Source organism: Ornithinicoccus hortensis, from assembly GCF_006716185.1.
Taxonomy (GTDB): domain Bacteria; phylum Actinomycetota; class Actinomycetes; order Actinomycetales; family Dermatophilaceae; genus Ornithinicoccus; species Ornithinicoccus hortensis.
Genome location: NZ_VFOP01000001.1, coordinates 3,184,781 through 3,210,446 on the forward strand (window position 1 = coordinate 3,184,781; position 25,666 = coordinate 3,210,446).

Below are 25,666 nucleotides of genomic sequence, written 5' to 3' on the forward strand. Positions count from 1 at the left end.
TCCCTCCCCTCCTCAGACCCCGCCGCCGGCGGGTCCGCGGGTGAGCCGGGCCAACCGCTGGTCCCGGGCGGCCAGCTCCCGCGACCTGGTGGCCCGGTCCTCCGGGCCCAGCGCGCTGGCCTGTTGGGCCGCCCGGAGTGCGGCGGAGACCGAGGCCTCCAGCACCTCGGCGCGGGCCTGGAAGTCGTCCCGCAACTGCCGCTGGGTCTCGCGCAGGCTGTCCCGGCTCTCCTTGCTCAGCACGAAGGAGACCTCCTCGACATACTTGCGGGCCGCCGCCTTGGCCTGCTGCCGGCGACCGGCGCGCACCCGTTGGCCCTCCTCGCGCATCGCCCGCTGACCCAGCCCGGCCCCGAGCGCCGCCGCGGCCACCCCGACCAGCGGCATGGCCAGGCCGAACAGGCCGGCCACGCTGAACATCAGCATCGGGCCGAAGGTCGTCGTCCGGGTCACCATCATGATCGACTGCAGCCGGCCCGGGCGGACCGCGATCGCGGCGGAGTCCGGCATCGCCGCGGTCTCCGTCACGTCGCTCAGGCCGCGCAACCGCAGCGCGAACGCGCCACCGGCCAGCTCGAAGTCCGCCGCGAGGTCGGCGGCCAGTTCGGTCGCGCGGGACAGCAAGAGCTCACGGTTCTGCACCGCCGCGGTCGCCACCTGCCGGCGCAACCAGGCCTCGGTGTCGTCCCACGTCTCCAACGGGTCCCCGGCCTCGATGACGCCCTCGGCCTCCCGCAGCACCGAGCGGAGCCGCTGCTGCAGGTCGTGGTCCACGTCGGCGATGAGGTCCTGCACGCCGTCGGAGAGCGCCACCTTCCACCCGGCCGAGGCCGCCGCGAGCCCGGCCGCCCGCTGGTGGGTCCGGCCGAGGTCCTGGATGACCTCCTCGGACCGGACCGGTTCGGCGAGCACCGCCTTCTCCGCCCGGGTCGCGGCCGCCAGGTGCTCGGCCACGAAGTCCACCTCGGCCACGGCCTGCTCGGCCGCGCGGCCCGCCTGGCTGCTCACCACCGAGGCCAGGAAGGTCACCAGCGGGGCGAACCCGGCCTCCTCGTTCAGCGAGGGGTCGGTGGTGGCCCGCAGCCGCAGGAAGGAGGACACCGGCAGCACCGGCAGGTCGATCCCGGCCGCCCGCAGGTGGCCCCGGTTCAGCTCCACCATCCGGCGCCACTCCGGATACAGGTCCGTCTTGCTGACGACCACGGCCGCGTTCGGGCACCGGGAGGTCGCCGACCGCAGGAAGTCCACCTCCGGCTGGGTCAGCTCCTGGGAGGCGTCGGTGACGAAGAGCGCGCCGTCGGCGGTCTGCAGGGCGCCGAGCGCGAGCTGCCCGTATGCCGAGTCCAGCCCACCCACCCCGGGGGTGTCGATCAGCCGCAGACCGGCCCGCAGCATCCGGTGCGGCAGGTGCACCTCGACATACCGCTGACCGCCGTCCCCGGAGGAGTCCGCGACGAGCGCGCGGATGTCGTTGAACGAGGCCTGCACCGGACGGACCGGTCCGTCACCGTCGGGCTGCCGGTATGCCGTGACGCTCGCCTTGGCCCCGTGGCTGACCACCGTCGGCACCGCCGTCACGACGTCCGCGTCGACCGGGCACACCGCCGTCTGCAGCAGCGCGTTGACCAGCGTCGACTTGCCCTGTTTGAACTCCCCGACGACCGCTACCGTCGCGCTGCCCTGCCGGAGCCGTCCGCGGGCCTGCTCCAGGTGCTCCACCAGGTCCGGCCGGTTCTGCTCCCGGGCCAGCCGGGCGCCCTCGTCGATCGTGTCCAGCGCACGCGCCACGGGTTCCGGGGCTGCCGCACGGGGCTCGGCCTGTGGCTCCGGCGGGGGCCGGGGCGCCGGCTCGACCTCTGCTGCCGGTTCGGGTGTGGGCTTGACCTCTGGCTCGGGCGCCGGCTCGAGCTCGGGCTCGACCTCGGCTGCCGGCTCGGCCTCGACCTCGGGGGCCGGCTGTGGCGTGGGCTCCCCCGCTCCCTCCTCCTCCCACTCCAGGAAGTGGTTGCACCGGGCGCAGAAGACCGCGTCCTCCTCGTTGTGGAGGCCACAGCTGGTGCAGACGGCCACGATGCCCCCTTCTGCGGGCCTCGTCGGGAGTTCCTGTGTCGGAGCTTCCCATTATCGAGCACCCGGCCCGTCCCGTCGACCCTCGTCCCACGGAGGTGACCGTCATGAACGACGTCTGCACCGGCTGCGGGGAGCCCAACCCGCCGGGCACCCAGTTCTGCCTGTTCTGCGGCATCTACCTGGGGTGGGACGACCCAGGCGAGGGAGGCGGCGAGCCGACTGGGCCGCTGCTGGATCCGCCGACCGCCCCGCTGCCGGAGTCACCGCCCGACCAGGCCGTCGCCGCGGCTCCCGCCACCGGAGCCGCCACGAGCACGACCCCCACCAGCGAGGCCCCCTCCAGCGCGGCGTCCGTCGCGACGACCCCAGCGACGGCCACCGCCGCACTCGCGGGACCGGACCCGGGCCCACCGGTGGCGACCGCCGCGCCGGTCCCGCCACGCGGGCCGGTGTGCCCGAGCTGCGGCCGGGACGTCGTCGCGGGCCGCCGGTTCTGCGGGCACTGCGGACAGGTCCTGGGCCACGGGGCGCCGGTCCGGGCGCCCGCACCGCGGCGCCGTCGGTGGTGGCAGCGGCTGCTGCGCTCCGATACCCGGGTCGCCCGACGCGCCTACCGGCGCAGCCTGCCGCCGCTCTACCGGTGGCGCCGGGTCGGGATCGTCGTGCTGCTCGTCGGGCTCGTCGGCGGCGCCTTCGCGGTGATCGGCCGGGACCCGATCGGCTGGGGCACCGACCGGTGGTACGACCTGACCGACAAGCTCGAGGCGGTGACGGACGTGACCGTCCGGGCCGAACCCGAGGACGCCGTCGTCGGGGACCACGGCGCCACGGGGCTGATCGACCACAACCCCGAGACGGCCTGGGTCACCGAGTGGGAGCCTCCGGAGGAGCCCGCGCGGTGCGGTGCCGCGCCCGGCGGCCGGGTCGTGCTCTCCTTCCCCGAGACGCGGGTCCGCGGCCTGCGGGTGATCACCGGGGTCACCGACCCCTCGACCCGCCCGCTCCAGCAGATCCCCACGCAGCTGCACGTGATGCTCCCGGACGGGACCTGCCGCACCGTGGACCTGGACCGGTCGCCGGAGGTGCAGGACGTCGCGTTCGACTCACAGGTCCCGGTCTCCCGGCTCACCATCAGCATCGGTGCGACGTTCCGCTCCGACGACGACCGGGTGGAGGACGTGGCGGGCCTGTCCGAGCTCGGGCTCGTGGCCCGGCCGGCCCACTGACGACCGGCCACCGCTGCCCCGTCCCGTGGACGTCCGGGGCGGTCCGGGCCGCGGGTCAAATGCCTGGACACCGGCTCGCGACCGGCCCTACGATTTTTGATTGCCAGGTGGTGCCTCACAGACGGGTCCGGCGCCACTCACGAGGCGCCCTGACAGCGCGATAAGAGACCTCGTCATGACACTCCCCATCGGAACCGGAATCGGACTGGCCAAGGCGACCGGGGACGGCGCCCCCGAGCCGGTCGACTACCTTGCCGGAACGTTCGACACGCTGATCCAGCAGGCCTGGCCCTCGGTCGCTCCCAAGCTGGCGGCCCAGCTCACCCAAAGCCTCGGCGCGGCGGACCTGCTGCACCGCGGGTTCACCCTCTACGACCTCGAGATCACCATCTCGCCCCAGCTGTGGATCTCCGTCACCCGCGAGGACACCGGCACAGTCCTGCTGACCTGCACCACCGGGCGCAGCAGGATCGTGGCCAGCAGCACCCAGCCGACGGACTTCGGCAAGTGGGCCGACCCGCGGGTGTCCCTGGGATTCGGGCTGTCCTTCACCTTCCCGGTGCAGTTGCCGACGTCGGCGACCGGGGCGGTGAAGATCCTGCCGCTGCGCTCGCTGAAGGTGCTGGCACCCGACATCGACTCGATGAGCCTGGTGACCGACATCGCGTTCTTCATCGACGACGTGGTGGCCTTCTTCCGGGGCGTGCGCTTCGTCGAGCAACTCCAGCAGCTCATCGCCGGCACCGACTTCGCCGACCTGGTGAACGGCCGGTTCCTGGAGGACGCCATCGACCCGGTGAACCAGAAGCTGAAGGAGCTGGCGGACGCCGGCTACTGGTTCCTGGACTCGGTCGTCGACGTGCTCGACGGGTCCGGCACCGAGCTGCGCGGCCTGCGCCTGGACGGCGCGCCGCCGGGCGTGCTGAGCCTGGCGCTGGTGGCCCGCGGCTACGACCGGTCCGGCATCGTCGAGGGCACGATCAGCTGGCCGCGCACCCTCGGCGGCACCGAGGACCCGACCCGCGCGCGCCTGGTCGCGGGCGTGACGCCATACCTGGTGTCGACGGAGCTGACCGCCGCGGCACTCCTGATCGAGCACCCACCGGAGGCACCGACCGCCCCGGCCCCCACCCTGGAGGTCCCGCCGGAGCACGCCGGGTCGGTAGAGGTCGTGGAGCGCAGCGCTCCGGCGGTCGACCTCGACAGCGCGACGATCGCCGGGTTGACCCCGATGGGCGCGGCGGTCCGGCCGAACGCGCTGGCCGGGATCGCCGCGGGCGCCGTCGTGGAGCTGCGGACAGTGCTGGGTGACCGGGAGGTCTCGCGACGCATCATCGAGTTCGCCCGCGGCACCGACGACCTGGCGGTCACGGTGACCACCCCCATGCCCGGCGAGCCGGGGATGTTGGCCCCGCCGATGGCCGAGGTGGGCGAGCTCACCGCGCTGTGGGAGGACGACGACGAGGAGACCTGCCGCCGGCACTACCGGGTGGGCGCGGTGCCGATCGACGCTCCCCTGACGTTGCGGGTGTCGGTCGCGCCGGGCAAGCGCTGGCACGGCACCGATTTCTTCGCCCAACCCTCCGGCTGGTCCGGCACCGTGCAGGTGCACCCAGCGAAGAAGGAGGCCGTCCCCGAGCGCATCTCCCAGGTGGCGCGTAAGGGTTGGATTTCCCGTGCGGCCCTGGGTGGAATCGAGGTCAGCCTGAACCCGCAGCCGCTGCCACCCAAGGAAACCGGCACGGTCTCCGAGGTGGTGCGCGCGACCCAGGGACTGGACCTGACGGCTGCCAGGACCTCGATCGAGGGAAGCTCGGTCAGCCCGGTCGCGACCGCGGCCACCCGGACGTTCGGCAAGGCCGTCCGCGGGGTCGACCTCACGAAGACGGTCCACGAGGTCGACCTCACCGCCCCGGACTTCGCAAAACTCGTGGAGCGGTCGAACCCCACCGGGCCCGGCGTGGTCACCGGCATCGACTTCGAGCTGGTGAAGTACGTCGCGCCGGTGGTGCGCTAACCGGGCTGGCCCGCCGAGGCGGCGACCGGCTGGACCGGCGGGTCGCAGAACGGCACCAGGGCCGGCAGCGCCGCCTGCACGTCCTGACACGCCTGGGTCGCTTCCGCCGCCGAGGCAAACCCGTCGTCCATGACGACGAGCCACCCCTGCTGGGCGAACCCCAGGTCGGGGTACTCGTCGGTGGCCACGGCGAGCGCCGCCACCCCCTCGGCCCCCAGCGCGTCGACCCGCTGGTTCGCCGCGAACTCCCCCGCGCTGCCCTCCGCCGGGAAGGTCACCAGCACGGCCGCCCACTCCCCGGCCTCGAACGGCGGCCCGTCCACCGGCGGCGGGGGCGGGACCGTCGGGACGGTCGGTCCCGTGGGCTCGCCCGCGGTGGTCTCTCCCGGCTCGTCTGTCGCCGTTTCTCCGCCCGTCTCCTCCGCCGTCGGGTCGGTGGGCGGTACGTCGGTCGTGGCCTCCGGCTCGGTGGTCCCACGGCCCGGGTCCACCGACGTCTCCTCCGAGGTCTCCGAGGCCCCGTCCTCGGTCGTCGGCGCCGCGACGGCCTCTTCGGTCTGGGCGCACTGGGTCGCCGACCCCGGGGAGTTGATCTCGCCGCGCACGGCGACCAGGGAGAAGCAGTACTCCTGCTCGGGCTCGAGGTCGGCCACGGTCATCGCCCCCACGTCGGGGTCCACCGCGACCGGTTCGCCGCTGCGCACCCCTTCGGCGTCCACGGTGTACAGCTTGTAGCCCTCGATGTTCTCCACCGGCGGCCAGCTCACCCGCACGGTGTCGGGACCCTGGGCCTCCACCGTGATCTCGGGGGTGTCGGGGACCCCCAACTCCTCGAAGGTCTCCCCCGAGCCGCCCCGGAGGCTGAATCCGTATGCCGTGAGCGCGGCCACCCCGACCACGGCCAGCCCGGCGCCGATCGCGGTCCCGGTGGTCACGATGGACTTCTGGGTGAACGCACCGTCCACCGTCGCCGTGTCCGGCTCCGGCAGGGTGCCCGGCGGCAGCCCCGGCACAACGGTGGGGGCCGTCCCGGGCGCCCGGTCGGCGGGTCGGGCCCGCACTGTGAACGGCAGCCGGGTGGCGGGTCCGCGCAGCCGTGGGTGGCGGGTGCGGACCCGCAGCCGGACCGGGGCGGTGGCGCCCACCGGCAGCTCGACGGTCTCCGGCTGTACCAGGAACCCCAGCGCCCGGTCCGGGTCTTCGGCGGCGACGGTGAGCCGCACCGGGGTGTTGCCCCAGTTGGACAGTTCGACCACGTGCCGACCGTGCCAGCGGCCCTTCGAGGTCACCGGCACCACCTTGGCCTGCAGGGCGCTGACCTTGCCGACCTCCAGGTCCCCCTCGACCACGGTGCTGGTGTCGGCGTCGACGACCGAGCTGACCCGGATGGCGAACGCGCAGCGCCCGCCGGGGGCCTTGGTGCCGACCGGTGGGGAGAACACCACGACCACGCTCTGCTGCTGACCCGGATAGACCGTCACGTCCGGGGTGTCCGGCGCCCCGGCATCCCCGCCCTCGGCCGACAGCACCTCCGACCACGACGCCGGGCCGGCGACGCCGGGCCCCGCACCGGCCATATCGTCGAGCACCTCGACCCGGTACCCCTCGACGATGGTGCCCTCGTTGATCACGGTGACCACCACGCGGGTCTGGCCCCCGGGCTCGACGGCGGCCGTCGCCGGCTCCAGCTCGACCACGGGATCGGCCACCGGCCACGCCTCCTCACCAGGCTGGGGCGGGTAGCCCACGACCACCCGTCGCTCCAGCGTAGGCGTGGCCCGGGGGCACCGACAGTGCTCCGGCACAGGTACGGCATACCGGGCAGTGCCCTCTGCCTCTCGGGGCAACCGGCGGTGCCCCGAGGACGGCTCCGCGGCCGGTTCCCCACCGGGTCACCAGCGGCCAGACTGCGAGGGTGATCCACGAGGTGGACTCCGCCGTGAAGTCGCTGATCGAGCGGGAGGCGACTGGAACGAAGGACGTCGAGGTCGTCTTCGATGCCCCGACCAAGGAGTGGGCGGGGCGGCGCAGCGCGCCCACCATCGACGTCTACCTCTACGACATCCGGGAGGACCTGCGGAGACGGGCCCGGGGCATGGTCAACGAGTACTCCCCCGACCAGGTGATCATCGGCCGGCACCTGCCGGCACGACAGTTCAAGCTGTCCTACCTGATCACCGCCTGGACGGCCCGGCCCGAGGACGAGCACCGGCTGCTGTCCCACCTGCTGGAGTCCTTCCTCCGGTTCGAGCGGATGCCGGTCGAGCTGCTCACCGGGTCGCTGGCGGAGACCGACATCCCGGTGACGATCACCATCGCCCTCCCCCCGCCCGAGGACCGGTCCTTCGCCGACGTCTGGACCGCGCTCGGCGGCGAGCTCAAGCCCTCGCTGGACCTGGTCGTCACGGCCCCGCTGGAGACCGGGCAGGGCTTCGAGACCGGGCCGCCGGTGCAGGAGGCCCCCCGGGTGGCGCTCGGCGGCCTCGACGGTGGGCCACCCCGCGGGGAGCCGCAGAACGCGGCGACCCGGCGCGCCGCCCGCCCGGCGATGGCCCGCACCACCCCGCGCCGATCGAAGAAGAAGCCATGACGGCGGCGGGACCCGACCTGCAGTACCTGCGCGCCCGGCTCGCCCTGCTGGAGGACCGGGTGCGCACCCTGGTGCGGCACCGGCAGGCCGACGACCCCGAGCCGGACGACCCGTTCCGGGGGCTGTATGTCAGCGACGAGGCCGCAGCACGCCTCCTGGCCCCGGTCCCGTCCGGGCCGGATGCAGACGACGCCGGCCGGCGGGCGGTGCAGGCCCTGGGCGACGAGCTGGAGGCCGGGGGTCACCCGCTGCTGCTGCGCCGGCTGGCCGGGACCGCCGGCCTGGACGACCTGGACCTCGACCTGGTGCTGACCACCCTGCTCCCCGACCTGGACAGCCGGTTCGAGCGCCTTTACGGCTACCTCAACGACGACGTCAGTAGACGCCGGGCGACGACCGGTCTGGCCCTGGAGGTGGTCGGGGCCGCCCCGGAGGATGCCGGTGCCCGCGCCCGCCTCGGGCCGGCGAGCCCCCTGGTCCGTCTCGGCCTGCTCCGGGTGGAGGACGAGGACCGACCGTTCCTCACCCGGGCGCTGCGGGTGCCCGACCGGGTCACGGCGCACCTGCTCGGTCACCCCGACCCGGCCCCCGAACTGGTGCCCTACCTGCTCGAGGCCCATCCCTACCCGGTGCCGCTGGCCACCCGGCTGAGCCGCGCCCTGGGGTCCGGGGCCCGCCTGCTGCACCTGCGCGAGCACGCGCCCGGCACCGGGGCGTCGGTCGCCGCCGCGGGCCTGGCGGAAGCCGGTCTGGGCACCGTGGCCATCGACCTCACCCGGGTCCCCGAGCACCCGGCCCCGGTCGAGCTGCTCCGCTCGGCCCGCCGCGAAGCGCTCTTCGGGGGTGCCGGCCTGGTCGCCGGCCCGGTGGAGGTCCTGGCCGCGGCGGCGCCCGAGGCGCTGCGGGTGCTCACCACGGCCGAGGTGCCGGTGCTGCTGACCGGGCACGACTCGTGGGACCCCCGGTGGGCCGGCGGCACGCCGCTGAGCCTGACCGTCACCCCGCTCGAGCCCGCCGACCGGGCCCGGGTGTGGGCCCGCTACCTGGACTCCGACATCGGGGCGCTGGACGGCGTCGCCGAGCACCTGGCGCTGGCCCCGGCGCAGGTCGCCCGCGCGGTCGCGGCGGCCCGGACCGCCGCGGCGGCGGACGGGACACCCCTGCGCCCCGAGCACCTGCGGCTCGGCGTCCAGGCGCAGAACGCCGCCGGGCTGGAGCGATTGGCCCGCCGGATCGAGCCGGAGGTCGGGTGGGACGACCTCGTCGTGACGCCCGCGGTGGCCACCGCACTCCGGGACGTCACCGCCCGGGCCCGGCACCGGCATACCGTCCTGACGACGTGGCGGATGCGGCGCGGGGGCGGGCGGGGGGTGGGCATCACCGCGCTGTTCGCCGGCGACTCCGGGACCGGCAAGACGATGGCGGCCGAGGTGATCGCCGGCGACCTGGGGCTCGACCTCTACACGGTCAACCTGGCCACGGTCGTCGACAAGTACGTCGGGGAGACCGAGAAGAACCTGGAGCGCATCTTCACCGAGGCCGCCGGGGTCAACGCGGTGCTCTTCTTCGACGAGGCGGACGCGGTCTTCGGCAAGCGCAGCTCGGTCAAGGACGCGCACGACCGCTACGCCAACATCGAGAGCGCCTACCTGCTGCAACGGCTGGAGTCCTTCGACGGACTTGCGGTGCTGGCGACCAACCTGCGGGCCAACATCGATGAGGCGTTCACCCGCCGGCTGGACGCGATCATCGACTTCCCCGCCCCGACCGAGGAGCTGCGAAGGGAACTGTGGGCGCGCTGCCTGGCCGCACCGCTGCCGGTGGCCGACGACCTGGACCTCGGCTTCTGCGCGCGCTCCTTCGAGCTGGCGGGCGGTGACATCCGCGCGGCCTCGACGACCGCCGCCTACCTCGCGGCGGCCGCCGGCCGGCCGGTCGGCATGGGAGAGCTGGTGGCGGCCGTGCAGCAGGAGTACCGCAAGCTGGGCAGGCTCGTGCTGGAGCGCGAGTTCGGCGACTACCTGACCCTGCTCCGCTGATGGCCACGGCACGAGGGACCGGCGGAGGCTACAGCCTCGGGGTCGACCTGGGCACCACCTACACCGCGGCCGCGGTCTGGCGCGAGGGGCGAGCCGAGATCGTCCCGCTGGGCGACCACAGCCCGCAGATTCCGTCCGCCCTGTTCCGCGCCGAGGACGGGCAGTTCCTCGTCGGCGAGCCGGCGGTGCGCCGCGGTGCCGCGGACCCGGGGAGGCTGGCCACCGAGTTCAAGCGCCGGATCGGCGACGACACCAGCATCCTGGTCGGCGGGACGCCGATGTCGGCCCATGCGCTGACCGCCCAGCTGCTCTCCTGGGTCGTGGCACACGTCAGCGCCGGCCAGGGCGGTGCCCCGGGGACGGTGGTGCTCACCTGCCCGGCGAACTGGGGGCCCTACCGCCGCGAACTGATGGAGCAGGCCGGCCGTATGGCGGGGGTCGGGTCCGTCGTCATCTGCACCGAGCCGTCCGCGGCGGCGGTGCACTTCGCCTCCACCGAGCGCGACGACACCGGGGACACCCTGGCCGTCTACGACCTCGGCGGCGGCACCTTCGACGCGGCGGTCCTGCGCAAGGACGGTCCGACCGAGTTCACCCTGCACGGCACCCCGGAGGGGATCGAGCACCTCGGCGGCCTGGACTTCGACGCGGCGGTGCTCCAGCACGTCTGGGCCACCCTCGGCGACCTCGGCGGCGACGTCGACCCCGACGACGACGCGGTGCTGACCGCGCTGTCCCGGTTGCGGCGCGACTGCACCGAGGCCAAGGAGGCGCTCTCGGTCGACACCGAGGTCTCGATCCCGGTCGACCTCGCCGGTCAGCACCGGACGGTCCGGATGGGTCGGGCAGAGCTGGAGGAGCTGATCCGACCCTCCCTGGAGGAGACCGTCTCCGCGCTGGAGCGGGCCCTAGCCAGCGCCGAGCTCACCGCCGCGGACCTCGGCTCGGTGCTCCTGGTCGGCGGCTCCGCCCGCATCCCGCTGGTCACCGAGCTGTTGACCCGCCGACTGGGTCGGCCGGTCGCGGTCAGCGCCCAGCCCAAGCACGGGGTGGCGCTGGGCGCGGCGATCGTCGGCGCCCAGGTGTCCGGAGCCCTTGCCCCGCCGACCCCGACGCGACGGGGCGGGTCGACAGAGACCGCCGCGCCGGCAGGCTCCCCGGCCGCCGCCGCACCCGCCGCCCCGTCCGGCCCCGCCGGTGCCCCGGCTCCCGACACCACCGCGGCCCGGCAGGCACCCGCCGCGCCCCGTGGTCCGCTGGTCCGACACGCCCACCTGGTGGCCGGGGGCCTGGCCGCCCTGGCGGTCGTCGCCGCGATGGTCGGCCCGACGGCCGCCGACCCCGACGTCACCGCCCAGCTGGATGCCGGGCGCGAGGTAGCGACCCTCGACGGACCGGGCATCCCCGCCGGCTCAACCCTGCAGCTGACCCTCGCCGGCCAGGACCTGCCCGCCGGATCCGGCGTGGTCACCGACGCGCAGACGGTGAACCTGAGCGGGGCGCGGATCTACACCGTCGGGCCGCTGCGTGCCTCCGTCAGCTCGGCGTCCGGGGAGTCCGTGGACGTCGAGGCTCGGCTGCGCCCGCCTGAGGGAGCGCCCTGGGCACGCCTGCTCAGCCTGCCCGGTGCCGTCCTCGTGCTCGGCCTGCTGTTCGCCGCCGCGTATGCCGAGTCGCTGCTCCGCCCGGTCCTGCGCCGGAAACGTCGGGTCACCACCCGCACGGTCATCGGGCTAGGTGCGGTCGGTGCCGTCCTGGGCCTCGTCCTCCTGCTCACGGTGTGGATCCTGGGCGCCAGGTTGCTCTCCCCCGTATCGGTGGGTCTCCTGCTCGCCGGCTGCGCGCTCGCCGGGGGGCTACTGCCGCTCGGGCTGGAGGGGGACCGTGCCCGGGCTGGCACGGGCACCGCCGGCGCCCCGAGAGGGAGGCGACCATGACGTCCGACCGCGCCCTGGTCCCCACGAGCCGGGCACCCGCACGGGCTGTCCCCCAACGGTCCGGCCGACCGGCGCCGGACCGCAGACCCCGGGTGGCCCACGCCCCGACCATCAGACCGGCCGACCTCCCGTCCCTGCAGCGCGACGCGGGCAATGCGGCCTCGGCCGCATTGATCCAGGTGCAGCGGGAATGGGACCTGGCGGCATACCAGAAGACCTACCCGGCGAACTATGCGGAGCTGCTCGCGCTCTGCGGGCCCACCGGGCGGCGCACGAAGGCCAAGACCATCGAGCGGCTGACCACGTTGGCCCGCCACACCGACAGCTCCGATCAGTTGACCCGGCTACTCGGTCTCCTGACCCGCGAGGACAGGACTGCGGCCGGCACCGCGGACGCCCTCATCGGGCTGCTGACGCAGATGCCGGCGACCGAGCTCATCGCCTATCTCGGGCCCAAGAGTGAGGCGACCGCGGTGGAGGCACTGCTCGCGCCCGATAGTGGTGGCCTGCGGGGCCTGCAAGAGCGGCTCACGGGCCTGCCCCACGGGGGCAACGTCAAAGGGCTCCTGCGCCTCGACACCGACGTGGCCGCGCTGCGGCAGCTCCACGAGGTCGTGGGCGGGTTGTTCCTCTCCCTCCTGCAACACACCCCCCAGGTGCCGGGAGGACGTGCGCGGTTCATCCTGGGCACGATCGCCGATGCCGGAGGGCTGGAGCAGTTGAAGACCCTGTCGGCCCTGTCACTCGACGTGGGCGTGTTGGCCCAGATGCTGACCTATGCCACCTTCGCCGAGCTACAACCCATCGTGGTGAAGTACCCGCAGGCGCTCCGGGGGAAGGGCCTGGAACATCTACTCCCGTTCGGAAGGCCCGCCGACGCCGCCGACCTGCTGGCCCGCGAGGCCGGGCGGTCCAGCATCGCGGAGCTGAAGGTCCGCCTGTCCAGCGAGTCGCTCGCCGCCCAGTACCTCGGGCCCAAGGCGCACCCCAAGGCCATCCGATTCACCCAGGCCCACATCTCCGGCTTCGGCGAGGGATACTCGGTGAAGGACAACATCAAGAGACTCCGCGACGAGCCCACCTGGATGATCCCGGGCGGCCCGATCAGGGTCTTCGTCAAACGAAAGCAGCACGTAGCGCACGCCGGGCAGACGCCATACGGGATGTCCACCTCCAACAACCTCATCGACGGGATGACCTACACCTTGGACAACCGGCGGCTCTACGCCTACCAGCAGGCGGGCAGGGACAACATCCCCATCGCGTTCGTGGGGTGGGACGTGGCCAAACGAGAAGCGTTCAAGTTCAGCACCAAGGACGGCGGAGCCACCGCCGTGCTGGAGTGAGCAAGGAGCAACAGATGCCCTCGACGTGGGTCGACGTGCCGGCCGAGGACGCTGCCCGGCGATACGGCATACGCCTCGGCGGGCTGGCCACGGTGCACGAGGTCTCGACCCGGTCCCGGGACACCTCCGGCGACGGTCCCTGGCCGATCATCGTCAGTCGTCGGCACGGCACGGAGCCATCGGTGCTGACCCTGCACTTCGCGACGGTCGACCACGACGACCTGCGACCCGACGGCGACGCCCTCGGGACGGCCCCGAGCTACATCCTGCTCGACCAGGAGAGCCTCACCGGGCTCCGGGCACTCCTGGCCCGGTGGCGGGCCGAGCTGGCGGCGCCGCGTCGGGACACCTCGGGACTGCACCAGTTGAACGAGCAGGACCTCGCCGCCCGGGGGTGGGCCACTCAGGATCCCGGTGGGGAGCTCCGGACCCTCGTGCTGCAACCCGAGGGCGCCGTGGCGGAGGATTCCAACGCATCGCTGCTCACCTTCTCCGTCGCACCACCGTTCCCGGCCCACTGGGTGTCCCTCGGGTGCGACCGGCTCGAGAGCCCCGACACGCCTGCCTATCCGTCCCCGCGCCCCTCCGCGGTCAGCCCCCTGCAGGTGGACGGGCACGACCTGCCCGTCCTCGACGGTCTGCTGGCCGAGCAGGCGGCCCACCTCCGGTCCCCACGGGGCTGAGGACCGGCATCCCGCGAGCCCTCAGGTTCCCGCGGGGGTCCCCGTCTTCAGGATCGAACTGCCGAGCAGCACGAAGAAGGTCAGCACGGTGGCCGCCGACGCGGCGGAGGCGGGCGCCGTCGACGAGGCGACCGTGGAGACCAGGTCGACCACCGCCTCCCCGTGACCGTTCCCGCAGCGGATGCGGACGACATACTGCCCCAGCGGCACGTTGGCGACCGGCGCCCGGACGGTGAAGCTGCCGGTGCCGTCCGCGGTGGTCGTCGCGAGGACCTCCCCAGCCAGCAGGACCTCCACGGTGCTCCGCGGGGCGCAGCCGGCGCCACTGACCGCGAGGTCACCACCCGGGATCACCGACCGGCGGCCCAGGTCCACGGCGTCGATCGGCTGGGCGTCCGCCGGTGGCGGCTCGGGGGTGTCGATGGGCGGGATCGGGGTGGGTGGCGGCCCGTCGTCCTCGCCGGTGGGGCCGCCGGTGTCCGTGGCGGAGTCCGCACCGGTCTCCCCGGGCGGACCGGTGGTGCTCGGGGGGTTCGTCGTCGGTGGCCCTGTGGTCGTCGGGGAGCCGGGGGTCGTCGACGTGGTCCCGGTCGACGTGTCCGGCGGGCCCGTGGTCGTCCCGGTGGTCGACGTCGTCGGCCCCGCGGTCCAGGTCCACGTCGTCTCGTCGGTGACGTCGGTCGAGGCCAGGGTGGCGGAGGCGGTGAGCGTCTCCGTGCCGGCGACGGACCGGCTGTGCGAGTGCCTGGCCCGGCCGTCCTCGTCCGTGAGCACGTTGCTCTCCACGACGTCGGCAGCACCGGCCAGGGTGCCCCGGAAGTCGACCGGTATGCCGGGGGCCGGTTCGCCGTCCAGGGTCACCGTCGCGGTCCAGACCGCCGTGCTGCCGACCGTCCCCCCGGATGCGACGGGGGTGAGGACCAGTTCCACATCGGGGGTCCCGGGCGGCGGCAGCCAGGTGAACGATCCTGAGTCGGTGGCGGTCTGCCCGTCGGCCGTCGCCGTCACCGACAGCGCCTCCGTCCCGGGCGCTGTCCGGGTGTGCGAGTGCGTCGCCACGCCCGCGGCGTTGGTGGTCCGGGTGACGTCCTGGTCCGGCTGGCCGCCGAGCTGCCCCAGGAAGCGGACGCTGGCTCCCGGCACGGGCGTCCCACCGGTGGTCACCGTGGCCGTCCACTCCAGCGGCGACCCGACGACGCCGCTGGTCCCGCTGGTGGTCAGCTGCACGCTCAGCGGCCCGGCCGGGGCAATCCAGGTGAAGTTCCCCGAGTCCGTGGCCGTCTGGTCGTATGCCGTGACGCTCACCGTGAGCGCGTCCTGGCCGGCGGTGGCCCTCGTGTGCTGGAAGGACGCCTGGCCCGATGCGTCGGTCTGACCCTGCAACGACACGTCCGGCGCCCCGGACATGGTGGCGTGGAAGGAGACCTGCTGCTCGGCCAGTGGCTTGCCGTCGGCGGTGACGGTGGCCACCCACTGCCGGGACGTCCCGGTCTCACCGGTGCCGCTCTTCGGGGTCAGGGCGATGGCCACGTCCGGTTGGACGACGGGGAGCACGGTGACGGGCACGGCCGCCGACGGCGGGCTCTCGTACCACGGCTGCGGCCCGTCGGGGCCCCACGTCGGGAAGCGGGACAGCGTGGTGGCCACGACCGTCCGGTCACCGGGCGTGCTGAAGGTCATCGAGGCCGCCGCGGTCCCGAACGGCACATCGGCGCAGACCGTCTCGCCCGTGGATGCCCGGAAGCGCACCAGGAAGTCGCCGCCCTCGAGGTCGGGGTAGGCCTCCAGGGCCATCGGCTCCCCGACCGATACCTGGGTCCCCGGCTGGGGCAGGCCCAGGGACGGCGCCCAGAACCACGACTCCCCTCCGACGGCGGGGCAGGACACCGTGGCGTCCGGGCCCGACGTGGCCGTGTCCGCCGCGGCCGGACCACCGGTCGTCACCGCGATGACGGACCCGACCGTGGCCAGCGGGATGAGGAGGACCAGCAGGAGCACCGCCCAGTCCGCGAGGCGGCACAGCGGTGCCGGTCGCACGCGCGCGTCGGCCGGACGGTGGGGAGCCGGGTCGGTCACCCTGATCACCCGGCGGAGCCGACCGACCCCTTGATCACCCCGGCGCCGAGCAGGACGAAGAAGGTCAGGACCGCTGCGGCCGAGGCGGCCGCTGCCGGGGCCGTCGACGACGCGACGGTGGAGACCAGGTCGACCTGTGCCGCGCCGGTCCTCCCCTCGCACTCGACGTCCACGGCATACTGCCCCAGCGGCATGCTGGACACGGCGGCCCGTGCGGTGAAGTCCCCGTTCGCGTCCGCCGTCGCGGTGGCCAGGGGCTCACCGCCCAGCAGGATCTGCACGGTGCTGCCCGGTGCGCACCCGGACCCGCTGACCTCGAGGTCGCCCCCCGGCGTCGCCGAATGACTGCCCAGGGCCACGTTCGTGAGGGGCACGCTCGGAGGTGTCGTCGTGGTGGGCGTCGTCGGCGCGGTGGGCACCTCGGGCGGTGCCGCGACCGTGTCGCCGTCATCGGTCCCCGGGTCCTCGATGATGTCCACGATGTCCCCGACACTCGGGGGGTCCGCGGCCGGGGGCTGGGCCGGGACCGGCAGCGCCACGGTCACCGGTGGCACGACGGCCGGGGGCGTCGTCGCGGGCGGTGACGCGGGCGGTGTCGTGGCCGGCGGGCCCACGGGTGGCGGACCCGACGGCGGCGTGACGGGCGGTGGCGTGACGGGCGGTGGCGTGACGGGTGGCCCGGGTGGCGGTATGACGGGTGGGACCGGCGGAGCGGGCGGTTCGGCCGCGGTCGTCCAGGTCCGCTGGGCCGAGGCCGTCGCGGTGAGGTCGTCGAGCGTGGCCGTGGCGGTCACCGTCTCGGTCCCGGCGACCGTACGGGTGTGACCGTGGGCGGCCTCCCCGGAGTCATCGGTCAGGACCGCGGGGTCGAGGATGTCGGTCGTCCCGGGCAGGACGCCGAGGAACTCGACGCTGGCTCCCTCCACGGGCGCCCCGTCGAGGGTCACCGTCGCCGTCCAGGTGGTAGCGCTGCCGATCACGCCGCTGGAGGACGCCGGGGTGACCTCGACCTGGAGGACCGGCGGCGGGGCCTGCCAGGTGAAGGTGGTCGTCGCCGACACCTCCTGGCCGAGCACGACGCCCTGCACGGTGATGCTGTCCACGCCCGCGGCGGCCCTCGTGTGCGCGAAGACCGCGGTGCCGTCCGCCCCCGTCACACCCTCGACCGTCACGTCGTCGGCACCGGCCGTGGACGCGGTGAAGATGAGCGACTGGCCCGGCTGCGGGGTGCCGTCGGCGCTGACCGTCGCCACCCACTCGACCGCCTCGCCGACCGGACCGGCGGCGTCCTCGGGAGTGAGGTCGAGGTGCACAGCGGGTGGGGACTCCCAGACGAAGGACCCCGTCGCCGACACGACCTCCCCGTCCACGTCCGCGGCGACCAGGAGGCTCTCGGTCCCGGCCACCGACCGGGTGTGCGTGTGGGTCGCGATGCCCGAGGCGTCCGTGCTGATGGTGACGTCGACATCGGGTTGTCCGGCCAGTTGGCCGAGGAAGCGCACCGGGACCCCGGCCATCCCGTCGTCCCCGCTGGTGACGGTCGCGGTCCAGGTCAACGGCGTGCCGACCTGGCCGTTGCCGCTGCTCTGGGTCAGGGTGACGACAGGGACAGGCTCCTCCCAGACGAACGTGGTCTCCGCCCAGACCTCCTGGCCCAGGCCCTCCACGCCGACCCAGATGGTGTCCTCCCCCGGTTGGGTCCTGGTGTGCTCGAACCGGGCGGTGCCGTCGTCGTCGGTCAGGTCCTCCAGGTAGACGGTCTCTGCTCCCTCCATGGACGCGCTGAACGTCACCCACGTCTCCCCGAGCGGCTCGCCGTCGGCCGTGACGGTGGCGGTCCACGTCACCGGGTCACCGGTCCAGCCGGAGGCGTCTTCGGGTTCGAGCTGGATCTCCAGGAGCGGCGGTGGCTCCTCCCAGACGAAGGAGTCGGTCACGGTGACCGTCTCCTCCCCGTAGGTCGCAGCAACGGTCATCAGTTCCGTCCCTGCCGCCTCCCGGGTGTGCGTGTGGGTGGCGAGTCCGGAAGAGTCCGTGGTGACGGTCTCCTCGACGTCGGGCTCGCCCGCGAGTTGGCCGAGGAAACCCACGCTGACCCCCTCGACACCCTCCCCACCGGAGGTGATCGACACGGTCCATTCCACCAGGGTGCCGACCTCCGCGCTCCCGCCACCTGCCGACAGGGTGACCTCCAGCGGCTCCCGCCAGGTGAACGTCGTCGTGACCGCCGTGTCCTCCTCGAACAGGCGGACCTCGATGTCGTCCACCGCCGGTTCGCTCCTGCTGTGCCCGAACTGGACGGTGCCGTCTGCCGAGGTCTCGCCGAGGTACCAGATCGCCTCCAGCCCCTCACCCGTGGCGGAGAACTCGACCCACTGCCCGACGACCGGCTCACCGTCGGCGGTGACGGTCGCGGTCCAGATCACCTCCACCCCCACCGGACCGTTGGAGTCCAGCGGCACCAGGTCGAGCTCCACCACCGGCTCCCAGTCGAAGGATCCCGTGACGGACACCGTCTCCTCGCCGTAGGTCACCGTGACCAGCAACGACTCCGTCCCGGTGACATCCCGGGTATGCGTGTGCTCGACGACCCCTGACGATGAAGTGGTGAACGTCTCGGTCACGTCGGGCTCACCCTCCAGCTGCCCGAGGAACACCACCTCCGCACCGGCCACCGGGTCGTCCCCGGACTCCACGGACACCGACCACGTCTGATCCGTCCCGTGCTCACCGCTGCCGAACTCCGGCGAGAGCGTGACCCCCAGCGGCTCCCGCCAGGTGAACGTCGTCTCGACGAACTCCTCCTCGAAGACGAAGGTGTCGACCACGATGTCGTCCACCCCCGGGTCCGACCGGGTGTGCACGAAGGTGGCCACCCCGTCCTCGTCGGTCATCGCCTCCTGCCCCTCGCCGCCATCGTCGCCCTGCCGCCAGGCGTGGAAGTTGACCCACTGCTCGGCCAGGGGTTCCCCGTCGGCCGTCAGGGTCGCGGTCCAGGTCACCGGCACCTCTATCGGACCGTTGGAGTCCAACGGCACCAGGTCGAGCTCGACCACCGGTACCCAGTCGAAGGAGCCCGTGACGGACACGGTCTCCTCGCCGTAGGTCACCGTGATCAGTAACGACTCCGTCCCGACGACATCCCGGGTATGCGTGTGCTCGACCACTCCTGACGGGCCGGTGGTGAAGGTCTCGCTCACGTCGGGCTCACCGTCCAGCTGCCCTAGGAACACCACCTCCGCACCGGCGACCTCCCCCTCCTCCCCGGACATCACCGACACCGACCACGTCTGATCCGTCCCGTGCTCACCGCTGCCGAACTCCGGCGAGAGCGTGACCCCCAGCGGCTGTCGCCAGGTGAACGTCGTCTCGACGGAAACGTCCTCGAAGGCGAAGGTCTCGACCAGGATGTTGTCCACCCCCGGGACCTCTCGGGTGTGCACGAAGGTGGCCACCCCGTTCCCGTCGGTGAACTCCTCCTGGGGCACGGTGTCGTCGTCCATCGTGGCGTAGAAGTACACGGCCGCCCCGTCCACCGGCTCACCGTCGACGGTGACGGTCGCGCTCCAGGTCACATCCACCCCCACCGGACCGTTGGAGTCCAAGGGCACCAGGTCGAGCTCCACCACGGGCTCGGGGGGTGGCTCCTGCCAGACGAACGTCGTGGTGGCGGTCCCGGTCTCCTCCCCCGCCGTCACGGTCACCTGCAGGGTCTCCGTCCCGGCAACCTCCCTGGTGTGTGAGTGCATCGCCTCGCCCGTGCTCCCGACCACCCCGGTCTCCACGATGTCCGGCTGGCCGTCCATCGTCCCCCGGAACTCGATCTCGGCGTCCATCGCCGGCTCCCCGTCCACGGTCACCATCGCCATCCAGGTGACCACCGTCCCCGTGGGTCCGCTGGAATCGACCGGGTCGATGACGATCTCGGGCACCTGCGCCGGGGCGATCCCGCTGGGTGGCTCCACCTCGGGGGGCACGATCTCCGCTGGCGGCTCGGAGTCGGGAGGCAACTCGGCGTCCGGGGGCCCGACCTCCGCGGGCGGCTCCGCCTCGGGGGGCGTTCCCTCGACGGGTGCGTCCGGCGGCGTTCCCTCGGGCGGCGGCTCCGGCAGTACGACCTCGACAGGGGGCTCCACCTCCGGAGGGGCCACCTCCGCGGGCGGCTCGGTCTCGGGGGGCGCGAACTCGGGCGGCGGTTCCGGCAGCACCACCTCACCGGGTGGCACGATCACGGGCGGATCGCCGTCCCCCGACCCCGGATCTTCTCCCCCCGGGGTCTCCTCACCGGGTGCGGCGACCGGTGAGTCGGTGAGCTGCTCACTGGCCAGGACCGTCCCTGCACCGGCGAAGGCCAGGAGCAGGAGGACCAGGAGTCCGGCCAGGCCGGCCCGGAGCTGCCGGCCGCTCACCAGTCGTCCTCGGGTGTCGCTGGCTGGTCGGCCGCGGCCGGGCCCTGGTCGCCACTGGTCCACCAGTGGCCGTCGGCCCGCACGCCCGCCGACGTCGCACCGTCGGACGCGTGCTCGGCCCCGACCGACTCCAACGTGGCGGTGTCATCCTCCTCCCCGCCGTCCTGTCCCCCGTCCTCCCCGTCGTCGTCCGTGTCGTCGTCCGTGTCGCCGTGGTCGTCCGAGGCGTCCTGGTCGTCCGCCACCCCGATCGGAAGGAAGTAGCCGATCGCCATCGCGCCCGCCGCGCACAACAGCACGACGGTCGTCCAGGACCCGGCACTCGGGGCCAGCTGACGGGTCGCCGACAGGGTGAAGGTGAGCACGAAACCCAGGCCGAGGCCGGCGGGCACGAAGCGCATCGCCCGTCGCCACCGGTTCTCCGGCAGCTGGGTGCGGCGGATCGCCAACAGCAGGGTGCCCAGCAGCACGAGGGTGATGCCGAGCACCGCCATGCCGAAGACGCCGTAGACGGAGTTGGCGGAACCCCGCACGTCGGCCGGGAAGGACTGCTCCTGCAGGACATTGCGCTCGTCGTCCAGCAGCAGCAGCCGGGACGGGATGAGCCCCGTGGCCTGCCCGGACAGGTCGATCAGGTCGATGTCGATGGTCCGCGTCGTCTGGCTGTTCGGCGGCATCACGAGGTCGATGCGGGTCGTGAAGTTGTACATGGTCAGCCCCATGACCTTGCCGTCCAGGCGCACGCTCCGCACGGTCACCTCCTGCTGCGAGGTGTTGGTCAGGTCGAGGGTGAGCGTGGCGCCCTCCTGCGGGTCCAGCCGCACCGGGTCGTTGGAGTCGATCTCGGTGACCGGGCGCCCGTTGATCGCGGCCTGCCACTCCACGGACGGCGCATCCTCCTCCCCCTCCGGGGCCGCGGCCGCGGCCGGGCCCGAGACCAACAGGAGGGCGGCCAGCACCGCCAGGAGTGCCCTGCCCAGGGAGGGGGTGCCCGGCTCGTGTCGGCGACGCTGTCCGACGTCCATGCGGCGACGGTAGCCCCGCGGTCGAGCCCGCGGGGGCGGTCCGCCGCAGGTGTGCCCCGACGCCGCGGGTCGCTGCCCCAACGGGCCACCAGGGCTGCACCCGAGGGAGTCTGGAAGTTCCTCGCGCGCGGGCTGCGGACGCACCAGGCTGGGAGGCACACGCGTCCGGAGGTAACCACCATGCGCGACCACGGCCATGACGTCGAGGACACCTCGCTGCGTCCCAAGTCAGCCCGGATCGAGGAGGAGCCGACCGGCGCCGCGGCCCACGCCGCAGTGGCGGGTCGCACGGACGTGCTGTCCCCCGCCGACCTGGTCGGCCTCCAGCGGGCCGCCGGCAACGCCGGCGTCACCTCCGTGCTGGAGGAGGAGCGATCGCCCGTGCACGACGTCATCAACTCACCGGGCCGACCGCTGGAGGAACCGGTGCGGGCCGACATGGAGAGCCGGCTCGGCCACGACTTCTCCGACGTCCGGGTCCATGACGACGGGGCCGCCCACGCCTCGGCGGCGTCGGTCAACGCGCACGCCTACACGGTGGGCTCGCACGTCGTCTTCCAGCGCGATGCCTACGACCCGTCGAGCAGCGCCGGGCAGCACACCCTCGCCCACGAGCTCACCCACGTCGTCCAGCAGCGCTCCGGCCCGGTCGACGGGACGTCCGCCGGGGGCGGCATCGCGGTGAGCGACCCGGGAGACCGGTTCGAGCGGGAGGCGGCCGCGACCGCCGAGCGGGCCATGTCGGCCCCCGCGCACGAGCACACCGCAGCCGGACCGTCCTCCGTGCAGCGGGCCACCACGGAGCCGACCCTCGGCATACAGCGCCAGGAGGGCGAGGAGGAAGAGGAGCCCGTGCAGGCCATGGCGGTCCAGCGCGAGGAGGCGCCCGAAGAAGAGGCCGAAGAGCCGACCGGCTAGGGAGCTGACCGGTGGCCGAGGAACCGTGCACCGTCTGCGGCGAACGCAACCCGATCAGCACCCAGTTCTGCAACTTCTGTGGTGCCTACCTCGGATGGGACGATGAGGACGAGCCGACGCAACCCGTGCTGGTCGACGAACCGGTCAGCGGGCGCGTGCGCACCGAACGCGTCCTCGAGGAGTCGACGGGCGACCGGTACCCGGACAGCACGGCGCCACCGGAGGAGACCACCCGGATCCTGCTGCCCGCCCTGGACCCCGGCTGGGCCCTGGATGCCGAGATCCTGCAGCCCGAGGTGGTGGTGACACCGGGCTCGCCCCCCGGCACCGTGACGCTGCGGGTCAGCAACACCTCCACGACCGTGGAGGCCTACGGCCTGACGGTCGTGAACCCTCCCCCGTGGCTGCGGGTCACCCCCGGGAGGGTGCAGTTGCTGCCCGGCACGGACGAGGCCGTCCAGGTGCATCTGGCGATCCGGGCCGAGGACCTGGTCCCCGTGCAGCGGGCCCGGCTCCGGTTTCGGGTGCAAGGCGAGTCGGCGGTGTCCCTGCGCCGCGACGTCAGCGTCGACCTGGTCGTCGGCGCGGTTTCCGCCCCACTGGGCATGCGGGTCGAGCCGAGCACCCTGCGGGCACGGGACTCTACGACGGCCCTGTTCCGCGTCATCCTCGACAACCGTCGCAACAACGAGGCGGTTCGGGTGCGACTCGGCGGCAGCGACCCCGAGATGGAGGCCTCCTTCCGGTTCACCCCGCCCGAACTGGAGGTGCCGCCCGGTGCCGCCCTGGCCGCCCGGGTGCGGGTCGAGGCTCCCCTCCCTGAGCCAGGCGAAAGGCTGGCACGGACACTCACGGTGACGGCATCTGACGGGTACAGGCAGCACCACGCGACCGCCACCTTCCTACAGTCCGCAGCCGCGACCGTGGTCGACCCGCCGGTCACGGTCCGACTGGACCCCCGCACCGTCCAGGTGGTGAACACCTCGGCCGGGGCCACCTCGGTGGTGCTGGACAACCGGCGCGGTACCCGGTCGCAGCGGGTCACGCTGTCGGCCGCAGACGACGAGGGCGCGGTCCGGTTCACCATCTCTCCGACGCAACTCGAGGTGCCCGCCGGCCTGACCGCGACGGCGCGGCTCACCATGCGAGCCCCCCGGCCCGACGGCGGTTCGGAGCACGCCCGAGAAATCACGGTGACCGCGTGGAGTGGCCAGGACTCCGTCGAGGCGCGTGGCCGGTTCGTGCAGACTTCGCCTGATCGACGTCCGTTGACGCGCGCCACGCTGACCGTCCTGGGCAGCAGCGGAATCGCCGTGGGCACGGCCCTGCCATGGACGAGAAACCCCGAGAACACCGGACACCAGTGGTCGTTCACGCGGGTCAACGATCATCTCGGCATTCAGGACGACAGGCTCGTGGCGACCCTCGAGGAGGTTCGGGTCCGCGACACGGTGGATGCGGTCGTCAGCGGCGGCAGCATCGCGCTGCTGCTTGCAGTCGTGGTCCTCTTCGGACTCACCGGCCAGACCGGTCGGCTCACCCGGGTGGCAGCCTTGCTGTGTCTGGTCTTCGTCCTGTTGCTCCTGACCGCGCTCAATGTCCAGTCCAGTGCCGGAGTCGGCGTGGGGACCGTGGTCGTCCTCCTCGGGTGTGTTACGGCTTTCACGGGTGGCCTGCTCGCCAGGCGATAGCAGGTGGGCCGGCCAGGCCCATTACCGCATCACGTCGATGAACTCGATGCCCTGCTGGGCAAGCCGGTCTGTCACTCCAGACAGGATGCGGCTGTCAGACGTCAGATTGGCGTTCGTGACCGCTCTCTTGACCCGGTTCTCCTGGATAGCGGCGATCGCCCGAGCCAACACAGCACGCTCGGACGAGCCGTGAGCGTGCGCCAGGGCACCCTGCAGCTCCTCGAGCGCGGTGGCCCGATTGGCCGGAAAGTTCGTGGTAAGCGCCGAGACAGACGACACGTTGCCGCTACGGGACAGAGCCTTGTTGTCTACAAAGTAGACAAAGCCGTCCCTCATCGTGACCATGTCGATGCCGCCCTGGTTGGTCCCCAGGATGTCCGGCTTGTAGTTGAGTATCGTGTGGCCATCACGTGCCAAGGCATCCGTTGCGAGACGCTCGCCGAGGTTTCCACGTTTGAGTCGCTCGGACGTCTGGAAAGCACCTTCGTTGCGCCCGCCCGTGAAGGTCTCGTCCAGCGCTCGCCCATCCGCGTCGGTCAGTGCCTCTCGCGCAGCTGACCGTTCGGTTCTGCTCGCCGCCTTCACTTCCTTCAACCCCTTGGCTATCCCCTCCTCGCCCAGGCGGAAGGCCGCCTTCTCCGAGATCTTGATCGAGCTCCGTCCCGCCACCACACCGAGCTTCACACCATCTCCCCACGCGGGGACCATCGCGACAGCGGACAGCCCCGCATTCGGCCAGTCGCCCTCGACCGCGTAGATGGCCGCGTTGACCCCGTCGGGAACGGCACCGAGGACGGGGATGAATCCGGCGGCGTCGAGCGCGAGGTGAACGACTTCCAGTGCCGTCATGTCGTGATCCCGCTGACAACCGGCAGAGTCAGCAGCAACCGCCTCATCGAACACGAGTACGTCACCCAGCAATGGACAGTGAGGATGATCGAAGGTTCGCCAGATGGTGAGGTAATACGTCCCGGACGGCAGATTGGCGAAGGCGAACGTCCGAGGACCCCCTGTCATGGCCTCGCAGGTTCCGATCTCGTCGTCGGGCCACCAGTCGTACTCCCGGGTCAGTGTCACGCCGAAGGAGAAGTCACGCGCATTCGGCACCGATGAATCGACCGGGCTGGGTAGGACGACGATCCGCAAGCCACCGGCCGTCACTCGAAAGCGTCGTGACTCCAGGAGCCGACGGCGTATCTCGATGGTGCTTTCGAACAGCAGCCGACGCATCACGGTGACCGCGGGGCCTGAAACCACTGCCTGGCCCCGGGGACGCGCGGTCGCGACGTGGTCTCGCTGCACCATGACGGGGTCGGTCAGCAACGCGGACACCGTGGAGTTGCCCACGTGCTGCTGCAGCGCCCGTAGCGCCAGGACCCCGGGCGGAACTGGCGCCCTGTCTCGCTCCTCCCGCCGGCCAGCCGTCGACTCCCCACGGCTGTGTTGCCGGCCTCGAGCAGGCGTCTCCCAGGACATGCTCATGCTCCAGCATGACCGTCGCCCTCCGCCGCCGTCGCCGACTCCCAGGCACCGCCGCGGGCATCTGTCGTTGCGCGATGGGGCAGTCCGGGCGGGCCCCCGGGCAGCCCGGTCGCGGTACCCGTTGAGGCACCTGACCCTGCCCCCGGCTCCGTCCGCC

The 25,666-nt window shown here is 72.9% G+C and carries 15 protein-coding genes; 9 read left to right on the top strand and 6 right to left on the bottom strand.

The window, feature by feature from the left end; all coding sequences use genetic code 11:
• Positions 1 to 12 precede the first annotated feature (12 nt).
• Entirely contained in the window at positions 13 to 2,070 is a 2,058-nt protein-coding gene (locus tag FB467_RS14945; RefSeq protein WP_141785806.1) for a dynamin family protein, read from the bottom strand.
• A gap of 104 nt (positions 2,071 to 2,174) precedes the next feature.
• Here FB467_RS14945 and FB467_RS14950 point away from each other — a divergent pair, with 104 nt between their 5' ends.
• A complete protein-coding gene (locus tag FB467_RS14950) occupies positions 2,175 to 3,296 on the top strand; it encodes a hypothetical protein (RefSeq protein WP_141785807.1) in 1,122 nt (373 codons plus the stop codon).
• Positions 3,297 to 3,471: 175 nt separating this feature from the next.
• On the top strand, positions 3,472 to 5,313 hold the full coding sequence (locus FB467_RS14955) for a hypothetical protein (RefSeq protein ID WP_141785808.1): 1,842 nt from the start codon (positions 3,472 to 3,474) through the stop codon (positions 5,311 to 5,313).
• Here the strand turns inward: FB467_RS14955 and FB467_RS14960 are convergent.
• On the bottom strand, positions 5,310 to 7,022 hold the full coding sequence (locus tag FB467_RS14960) for a fibronectin type III domain-containing protein (protein ID WP_141785809.1): 1,713 nt from the start codon (positions 7,020 to 7,022) through the stop codon (positions 5,310 to 5,312). The two genes, FB467_RS14955 and FB467_RS14960, sit on opposite strands and share 4 nt — an antisense overlap.
• 206 nt (positions 7,023 to 7,228) lie before the next feature.
• Between FB467_RS14960 and FB467_RS14965 the strand changes: the two genes are divergently transcribed.
• The 5 genes from FB467_RS14965 to FB467_RS14985 are packed head-to-tail and all read left to right on the top strand — an operon-like array spanning position 7,229 to position 13,908.
• Complete coding sequence (locus tag FB467_RS14965) at positions 7,229 to 7,903, top strand: Pvc16 family protein (protein ID WP_141785810.1); 675 nt, start codon at positions 7,229 to 7,231, stop codon at positions 7,901 to 7,903.
• Complete coding sequence (locus FB467_RS14970) at positions 7,900 to 9,942, top strand: ATP-binding protein (RefSeq protein WP_141785811.1); 2,043 nt, start codon at positions 7,900 to 7,902, stop codon at positions 9,940 to 9,942. The genes FB467_RS14965 and FB467_RS14970 overlap by 4 nt, the downstream gene beginning before the upstream one ends.
• A complete protein-coding gene (locus tag FB467_RS14975) occupies positions 9,942 to 11,879 on the top strand; it encodes an Hsp70 family protein (protein WP_141785812.1) in 1,938 nt (645 codons plus the stop codon). The genes FB467_RS14970 and FB467_RS14975 overlap by 1 nt, the downstream gene beginning before the upstream one ends.
• Complete coding sequence (locus FB467_RS14980) at positions 11,876 to 13,225, top strand: hypothetical protein (protein WP_141785813.1); 1,350 nt, start codon at positions 11,876 to 11,878, stop codon at positions 13,223 to 13,225. The genes FB467_RS14975 and FB467_RS14980 overlap by 4 nt, the downstream gene beginning before the upstream one ends.
• 14 nt (positions 13,226 to 13,239) lie before the next feature.
• Positions 13,240 to 13,908 (top strand): hypothetical protein, encoded by a 669-nt coding sequence (locus tag FB467_RS14985; RefSeq protein WP_141785814.1) that lies wholly within the window; start codon positions 13,240 to 13,242, stop codon positions 13,906 to 13,908.
• A gap of 21 nt (positions 13,909 to 13,929) precedes the next feature.
• Here FB467_RS14985 and FB467_RS14990 read toward each other — a convergent pair whose 3' ends face one another.
• From FB467_RS14990 to FB467_RS15000, 3 genes are read right to left on the bottom strand one after another with little or no spacing between them, the layout of a single operon-like run.
• The gene (locus tag FB467_RS14990; protein WP_141785815.1) at positions 13,930 to 15,993 is read right to left on the bottom strand and encodes a hypothetical protein; all 2,064 of its coding nucleotides are present in this window, start codon (positions 15,991 to 15,993) and stop codon (positions 13,930 to 13,932) included.
• Positions 15,990 to 20,393, bottom strand: coding sequence for a hypothetical protein (locus FB467_RS18810; protein WP_141785816.1), 4,404 nt, complete (start codon positions 20,391 to 20,393; stop codon positions 15,990 to 15,992). The genes FB467_RS14990 and FB467_RS18810 overlap by 4 nt, the downstream gene beginning before the upstream one ends.
• Positions 20,390 to 21,418: a hypothetical protein gene (locus FB467_RS15000; RefSeq protein WP_141785817.1), complete on the bottom strand. Its 1,029-nt coding sequence runs from the start codon at positions 21,416 to 21,418 to the stop codon at positions 20,390 to 20,392. The genes FB467_RS18810 and FB467_RS15000 overlap by 4 nt, the downstream gene beginning before the upstream one ends.
• A gap of 180 nt (positions 21,419 to 21,598) precedes the next feature.
• On the opposite strand from FB467_RS15000, the gene FB467_RS15005 reads away from it, so the two are divergent.
• Entirely contained in the window at positions 21,599 to 22,336 is a 738-nt protein-coding gene (locus tag FB467_RS15005; protein ID WP_141785818.1) for an eCIS core domain-containing protein, read from the top strand.
• An 11-nt stretch (positions 22,337 to 22,347) separates the two neighbouring features.
• Positions 22,348 to 24,027, top strand: coding sequence for a zinc ribbon domain-containing protein (locus FB467_RS15010; RefSeq protein ID WP_141785819.1), 1,680 nt, complete (start codon positions 22,348 to 22,350; stop codon positions 24,025 to 24,027).
• 21 nt (positions 24,028 to 24,048) lie between these two features.
• Here the strand turns inward: FB467_RS15010 and FB467_RS15015 are convergent, their stop codons facing one another.
• On the bottom strand, positions 24,049 to 25,374 hold the full coding sequence (locus tag FB467_RS15015) for a hypothetical protein (protein ID WP_141785820.1): 1,326 nt from the start codon (positions 25,372 to 25,374) through the stop codon (positions 24,049 to 24,051).
• Between the last annotated feature and the right edge of the window lie 292 nt (positions 25,375 to 25,666).

What these genes read in the sequence shown, in the direction of transcription:
- FB467_RS14950 (WP_141785807.1), top strand. Translation starts at nt 2,175, where the DNA reads ATGAACGACGTCTGCACCGGCTGCGGGGAGCCCAACCCGCCGGGCACC.
- FB467_RS14955 (WP_141785808.1), top strand. Translation starts at nt 3,472, where the DNA reads ATGACACTCCCCATCGGAACCGGAATCGGACTGGCCAAGGCGACCGGG.
- FB467_RS14970 (WP_141785811.1), top strand. Translation starts at nt 7,900, where the DNA reads ATGACGGCGGCGGGACCCGACCTGCAGTACCTGCGCGCCCGGCTCGCC.
- FB467_RS14975 (WP_141785812.1), top strand. Translation starts at nt 9,942, where the DNA reads ATGGCCACGGCACGAGGGACCGGCGGAGGCTACAGCCTCGGGGTCGAC.
- FB467_RS14980 (WP_141785813.1), top strand. Translation starts at nt 11,876, where the DNA reads ATGACGTCCGACCGCGCCCTGGTCCCCACGAGCCGGGCACCCGCACGG.
- FB467_RS14985 (WP_141785814.1), top strand. Translation starts at nt 13,240, where the DNA reads ATGCCCTCGACGTGGGTCGACGTGCCGGCCGAGGACGCTGCCCGGCGA.
- FB467_RS15000 (WP_141785817.1), bottom strand. Translation starts at nt 21,418, where the DNA reads ATGGACGTCGGACAGCGTCGCCGACACGAGCCGGGCACCCCCTCCCTG.
- FB467_RS15005 (WP_141785818.1), top strand. Translation starts at nt 21,599, where the DNA reads ATGCGCGACCACGGCCATGACGTCGAGGACACCTCGCTGCGTCCCAAG.